The organism is Mycobacterium simulans, from assembly GCF_900232995.1.
GTDB classification, from domain to species: Bacteria; Actinomycetota; Actinomycetes; order Mycobacteriales; family Mycobacteriaceae; genus Mycobacterium; species Mycobacterium simulans.
On the sequence record NZ_OCVX01000030.1, the window covers coordinates 1 to 6,177 of the forward strand.

At 66.7% G+C, this 6,177-nt stretch carries 1 protein-coding gene; it reads right to left on the reverse strand.

Features of this window, described 5'->3' with window-relative positions; genetic code table 11:
* Positions 1–52 precede the first annotated feature (52 nt).
* Positions 53–6,115 (reverse strand): SDR family NAD(P)-dependent oxidoreductase, encoded by a 6,063-nt coding sequence (locus MSIMFI_RS26615; protein WP_224770470.1) that lies wholly within the window; start codon positions 6,113–6,115, stop codon positions 53–55.
* Positions 6,116–6,177 lie beyond the last annotated feature (62 nt).

Sequence of the window (6,177 nt, forward strand, 5' to 3'; positions counted from 1 at the left end):
GGCTCGGAGATGTGTATAAGAGACAGGGTGCGCAGATCGTGGGGTTGCCCACCTATGCCTTCCAGCACCGCTCCTTCTGGTTGGCGGGGTCGGGGTGGGCCAACACCGCGGCGGTGGCGGTCTGGATCAGGGTGGTCAGCGTGGCTCGTTGCTGGTCAGGGGTGTGGCCGGCCAGTTGTGCGGCCAGCCCGTCGGGGATCGCGGCGACACCGGTGGGGGTGGGGCGTGAGCCCAGTTCGCTGAGTAGGGGGTGGGCGCGGCGGGTGGTGAAGACGTCGTGGAATTGGTCCCAGTCGACGTCGGTGAGGGTGATCAGGGTGTCGTCGTTGTCCAGGGATTGTTGCAGCGCGGTGAAGGCGGTGTCGGCGGGGATTTGGCGTAGTCCGATGCGGGCCAGGTAGTCCAGGGTTTCTTGGGAGGCGGTTCGGTCATCAGCCCAGGTTCCCCAGGCCGGGGCCAGGGCGTGACAACCCCGGGCGCGTAGTTGGGTGGTCAGGGCCTCGATATGGGCGTTGGCCGCCGCATAGGCGCCTTGTCGGGTGCCGCCCCAGGTTGTGGCGGCCGAGGAGAACAGGATGAAGGTGTGGGGCAGCTGATCGCCCAGCGCGGTGATCAGGTTTTCCGCCCCGAGCGCCTTAGCGCTGTAGGTGCTGTGGAATTCCGCCAGGGTGGTCTCGGTGATGGTGGCCCAACCCTGAAACGCTGCGGCGTGCACCACGGTGTCGATGGGTCCGTGCTCGGCGCGGGTTTGATCGATCACGGCGGCTAGGGCGGGTTGATCGGTGAGGTCTATCGATGCGCTGGTGGTGCTGACTCCTAGGGCGTGGAATTCTTTTTCCAGTTCCGCCACGTGTGGGTCGGTGGCGGCGGTGCGGCTCAGCAATACCAGGTGGCTGGCTCCAGCGTCGGCTAGCCAGCGGGCGATGTCGGGACCCGATCGGCCGGTGATGCCGGTGATGACGGCGGTGCCCGAAGGTTTCCAGCTGGGGCGCTGATCCGGGGACAGCGGTGCGTGTCGGAGCCGTCGGGCGTGCACCCCGTGGGGGCGTAGTGCGAGTTGGTCTTCGGTTTGCGGGCAGGTCAGGATCGTGTGCAGGCGTGTGACGTCCTGGGCGGTGGGGGTAGCGGGCAGATCGATCAGTCCGCCCCACCAGTCGGGGTGTTCCAAACACACCGATTGTCCGAGCCCCCACACCGCGGCCTGACTCGGCGCCAACGGCCGCTCGTCGGCACTGACTTGGGCCCCGCCCTGGGTAAGAACCCACAACGGCACACTTAGCCCGCTATCCCCATAGGCCTGCACGAGTGAAAGGGTGGATAGCACACCCGCAGACGGTCCGGGCACATCAGGGGTGGTGTGGTCAAAGAGTGCCAGCACTGACAACACGCCATCGCAATCATGGGCGGCGCTGTGTTCGACCAGCAGCGCGGCTAACTCGTCTCGGTCTAGGCGGTCGGGATCGAGGACCGCGGTAACGAATTCCTCGGGGTAGTGAGCCACCAAGGTCTGCAGCCAGGGGTCTTCGGATTGCCCTGGGCGCGTCAAGACCAGCCATCGTTGCCGGGTGGGGGGGAAGGTGGTCGGGGTGATGGCCTGCCAGCTGATCTGGTAGCGCAGCTTGTCCACCACCGAGCACTCGGCTAGGTGTTTGCGCCAGTGTCGCAGGGCGGCCACCACCGAACCCAGCGACGCCGTGGGGGTGTCGGTGATACCCAATACCTGCGCGACGATGTCCACCGCGTCGTTGTCCACCGCATCCCATAACCGGCCTTCGGCGGGATCGCTCACCGCGCTTGGAGCTGACGCGGCTAGCCAATAAGGGCGGTGCTGGAAGGGGTAGGTGGGCAACTCCACGGTGCGGGTATCGGGATACAGGCTTGTCCAGGATGGGCTGTGGCCATGACTGTGCAGCCGCGCCATAGCGGTAGCTAGGGCATCAAGGTCAGCAAGGTCGCGGTGCATGGTGGTGATGACCGCGGATCCGGGGTGTTGGGTGTCGTGGGTCAGGGTGTCGGTGAGTGCGGGGGCTAGTACGGGGTGTGGGGATAGTTCGATGAAGGTGTGTGGGCTTTGGGTGGTCAGGGTGGTGATGGTGTCGTGGAAGTGGACGGGTTCGCGTAGGTTGCGGTACCAGTAGTCGGCGTCCATGGTGGTGGTGTTGAGGGGTTGGTCAGAGTGTGCGCTGGGCACGGTGGTGTAGAGGGGGATGGTTGAGGGTTGGGGGGTGAGGTCGGTGAGGTTGTCCAGCAGCTGGTGGCGTAGGTGTTCGACTTGGGGTGAGTGGGAGGCGTAGTCGACGGCGATGGTTCGGATGTGGATGTTGTGTTGTTGGCAGTGGGTGCTGAATTGGTCGAGGGCGTCGGGGTGGCCGCTGATGATGGTGTGGGTGGGGCCGTTGGTGGCGGCGATGGTCAGGGTGGTGTTGAAGGGTTGTAGGTGGGGGGGGAGTTCGTCGGGGGTTAGTCGTACTGAGGCCATGGCGCCGTGGCCGGAGAGGGTGGTCAGTGCTTGGCTGCGTAGCGCGACGATTTTGGCGGCTTGGTTGAGGGGTAGTGCGCCGGCGATGTAGGCGGCGGCGATTTCTCCTTGGGAGTGGCCGATGACGGCGTCGGGGGTGATGCCGTGGGTGCGTAGCAGCTCGGCCAGCGAGATCATGATGGTGAATAGGACGGGTTGGATGACGTCGACGCGGTCTAGTGGGGGTGCGTCGGGGTGGTGGTGTAAGACGTCGCGTACTGACCAGCCGGTCCAGGGGTGTAGGGCCTGGTCGCAAGCATCGAGGGCGGCGGCGAAGACCCGGTGGTGGGTGTAGAGCGTGGTGGCCATGGTCGGGTATTGGGCGCCTTGGCCGGGGAACACGAACACCGTCTTGGCGGTGTGGTGGGTTTGGTGGTGGTGGTAGGTCACGCCGGGGTGGGGTTGGTCGGTGGTTAGGGCGTGTAGGGCATCGAGCAGTTCTTCGCGGGGGTCGGTGGTGGCGGCGGGGATGGTGATCGCGGCGCGGTGGCGTTGTTGGGCCAGGGCGTCGAGGAAGGCGTTGGCGGCGGTGTAGGCGCCTTGTCCGGGAGCGCCCAGGGTTGCCGAGACCGAGGAGAACATGATGAATGCGTCGAGGTCTTGATCGGTGGTGAGTTGATGTAGGTGCCAGGCGGTGTCGGCTTTGGCGCCTAAGACGGAGTCGAGTTGGTCGGTGGTTATTTCGGTGATGACCGCGTCGTGCAGGGCGCCGGCGGTGTGGATGATGGCGGTGAGGGGGTGTTGGGCGGGGATATCGGCTAGGAGTGTGGTCAGTTCGGCGGGGTTACTGGTGTCGCAGGCGGCGATGGTGACCTGGGCGCCGAGGTTGGCGAGGTGTTGGTGCAGTTCGGTGGCGCCGGGCGCGGTGGGGCCGCGCCGTGAGGCCAGCAGGAGGTGGCGCACACCGTGGTGAGTGATGAGGTGCTCGGCGAATAGTTGGCCCAGCATTCCGGTGCCGCCGGTGATCAGGACGGTGCCGTCCGGGGTGAGCGTGGTGGGTGGGGTCAGCACAATTTTTCCGGTGTGCAGTGCTTGGCTCATGTCGCTGAAGGCTTGGGGGGCGTCGACGAGGCCGTAGCTGGTGGTGGCCAACGGTCGAAGCGCCCCTGTGGTGAACAGCTCGATCAAGGCGTTCCAGGCCCGACCCAGATCGTCGGGGTGTGTGGTGGTCAGGTCATAAACGAGGTAGTCCACTGCGGGGTGGGTGGTATTGACGTCGCCGGCCGCACGGATGTCGGGGGTGGCGATTTGGAGGAAACACCCGCCGGGGGAGAGCAGTTGGAGTGAGCCCTCGATGAAGTCTGGGGGAAGGGTGTTGAAGATGACATCCATGCCCTGTCCGTCGCTGGCATGGTCGAAGAAGTCGAGGAACTCGCGGGTTCGTGAGGAGGCGATGTGGTGGTCGGGGATCCCTAGGTCGGTCAGGACGCGGTGTTTGTGCGGGCCGGCGGTGGCAAAGATTTCCGCGCCGAGGTGCTGGGCGATTTGGATGGCGGCTTGACCGACCCCGCCGGTGGCGGCGTGGATGAGCACTCGTTGTCCGGCACGGAGCTGGGCGTGCTCGACGAGGGCGGTGTAGGCGGTCAGGAATGCGACCGGCACGGAGGCGGCCTGGGTAAACGACCAGCCCGCCGGGACCCCCACCACCATGCGGTGATCGGTGATGGCGGTGGGCGCAAAAGCGTTGTTGGGGAACAGGCCCATGACGGCGTCACCGGGAGCCACGGTGGTCACGTCGGGGGCGGTTTCGATGACCACACCGGCGCCTTCGCGGCCTATCCCGCTATCGGGGGTGGCTCCTAACGCGGCATCGACATCACGGAAATTCAGTCCCGAGGCACGGATGGTGACGCGGATTTGTCCGGGGGCTAACTCGGTGGCCGCCTCGGTGGGCACCAGGGCCAGGCCGGCCAAACCGCCGTTGCCGGTGGTGCTCAGTTGCCAGGTGGGGGTTGGTGGTGGGCTCAGGGCTAGCGACGGGGTTAGCCGCGGTGTGTGGGCGATGCCGTCGCGCAGTGCCAGCTGGGGTTCGCCGGGGTGTGCCGGCGTCGGGGTGGCCAGGGCGGCTAAGACGTTGATCAGGGCGTGGTCGGTGGCCGCGGTGGTGTCGATGTCGAGCGCGGTGATGCGCCCGGGGTGCTCGTTTTGGGCGGTGTGGATCAATGCCCACGCCGCGGCGTGGGCCAGATCGGGGGCGCGGTCGTAGACGTTGATGCTCACCGCGTGGCGGGTGAGGATCACCAGGTGGCTGTCGAGGGTGTCGGAGCGGGTCAGCCAGTCCTGCAGTTGGGTCACCGTGGCACGGGTCAGTGTGTGGACCCGCTGGAGGTCATCAGCCTCGGCGGGGTCTGGCAGGGGTAGTGGCCAGATCGCCAGCTCGGCGTGGGCGAGCTCGGTGTGGCGAGGGCTGGAGCGCAGGCTGGCGGGCAGCTGGTCGGGGTCCTCGGTAAGGACCGCCCACGCCGGTGGGGCGGCTGCGGCGGGGAACGCGTCCTCGGGCAGGGGCGGCCAGTGCAGGTGGAACAAGCTGTCCCGCAGTGCGGCGGGGGCGGCGGGCCTGATGTGGTCGGGCCGGGCCCGCAGGGTCAGTGTGTCGATGGTGATCACTGGGGCACCGGTGGGGTCGGTGGCGCGCAGGGTGAAGGTGTCGGCTCCCGTGGAGGTGAGTTGGACGTGCAAGCGGGTGGCCTGGATCGCGTGCAACGTGACCCCGGTGAAGGCGAACGGAATCCGCGGTGTGTGCGGGTCGCTGCTGGGTTCGGTCTGGTCGAAGGCCGCGGCCAACGGGTGCAGGGCGGCATCGAGCAGGGCGGGGTGAATTCCGTAATCGGTGATGTCGGTATCGGCGGGCAGAGCCACCTCGGCGTAGACGGTATTGGCCAGGGTGGGGTGGCGGCTGATCCCACGCAACGATCGGAACGGGGTTTGGTAATGGAAGCCATGTTCGGCCAGGTCTTGATAGAAGCTGTCGGCATCGATGGCGTCGACACCCGAGGGGGTGGCCAGCGGCCCGGACACCACACCAGCGGTGGTGCTCAACGCGCCGCTGGCATGCAACGTCCAGGCCGTGTGGCCATGGGTGGCGCTGGTTCGCGAGTACACGGTGACGGGGCGGCGCCCGTTGTCCTCCATCGCTTGCACCGTGATCTGTACATCGGTGGGCGCGTGCTCATCCAACGTCAACGGGGTATGCAAAACCAGCTCGTCGATCACCGGGCACTGGGCGTACTCACCAGCCTGTAGCAGCAACTCGATGTAGCCGGTTCCGGGAAACAGCACAGTGTCATCGACGCGGTGGCCGGCCAGCCAATCGTGGGTGGTGGTCGATAACCGTCCGGTCAACACGATCTGGTCCTGATCGGCCAGATCGGTCAACGCACCCAACAGGGGATGACCGGGCTTATCCAGCCCGGCGGCGCTGACATCCACACCCGCCGGCGCGGCCAACCAGTAGGGGCGGTGTTGGAAGGGGTAGGTGGGCAGCGCGACGGTGTGAGTGTCGGGGTACAGGGTGGTCCAGGACGGGCTGTGGCCGTGGACGTGCAGTTGGGCCAGCGCGGTTGCCAGGGTGTCGAGGTCGGGGTGGTCGCGGGCCAAGGTGGTGATGACCGCGGATCCGGGGTGGTCTGCGACGTCGGTGAGGGCGGGGGCCAGCACGG